Annotated in this window: 1 protein-coding gene; it reads right to left on the minus strand. The window is 71.1% G+C overall.

The genetic code is table 11. From position 1 onward, the window contains the following. Positions 1 to 553, minus strand: a 553-nt coding sequence (locus FK268_RS23570; protein WP_146437875.1) for an aminotransferase class III-fold pyridoxal phosphate-dependent enzyme, incomplete at its 3' end; no start/stop codon positions are given. Positions 554 to 570: the final 17 nt, after the last annotated feature.

The following is a 570-nucleotide window of genomic DNA, read 5'->3' on the forward strand; positions in this document are numbered from 1 at the left end:
GCTCCAGGAAGATCGCGGCCGCTCCCTCGGCGGCGGCGCGCAGGGCCGCGGCGTCGCCGTAGGGCACGTGGGTGACCGACTCGATGAGGGGCGCGAAGGGCTCCCGCTTAGCGGGCTGGCCGGTGAGCGCGAGCGAGCCCATGGTCCGGCCGTGGAAGGCGCCGTCGGCGGCCACCATCCGGGTGCGACCCGTGCGCCGGCCGATCTTGATCGCGGCCTCGTTGGCCTCGGCGCCCGAGTTGCTGAAGAAGACGCGGGTGCCCGGTACGCCCACGGCCTCGGTGAGGCGTTCGGCGAGGCGCACGACGGGCTCGCTGATGTACAGATTGGAGACGTGTCCCAGGGTCGAGACCTGATGCGTCACCGCCTCGATGATCTTCGGATGGGCGTGGCCGAGCGCGTTGACGGCGATGCCCCCGAGCAGGTCGACGTACTCCTTGCCGTCGGCGTCGGTCACCGCCGCGCCGCGCCCCGAGACCAGCGCGATGGGAGGGGTGCCGTAGGTGTCCATCACGGCGGCGTTCCACCGCGACTGCATTGCTTCGTTGCTCATGTGTGTCAGATCCAGGT

Source organism: Tsukamurella sputi (assembly GCF_007858445.1).
In the GTDB taxonomy this organism is placed as follows: domain Bacteria; phylum Actinomycetota; class Actinomycetes; order Mycobacteriales; family Mycobacteriaceae; genus Tsukamurella; species Tsukamurella sputi.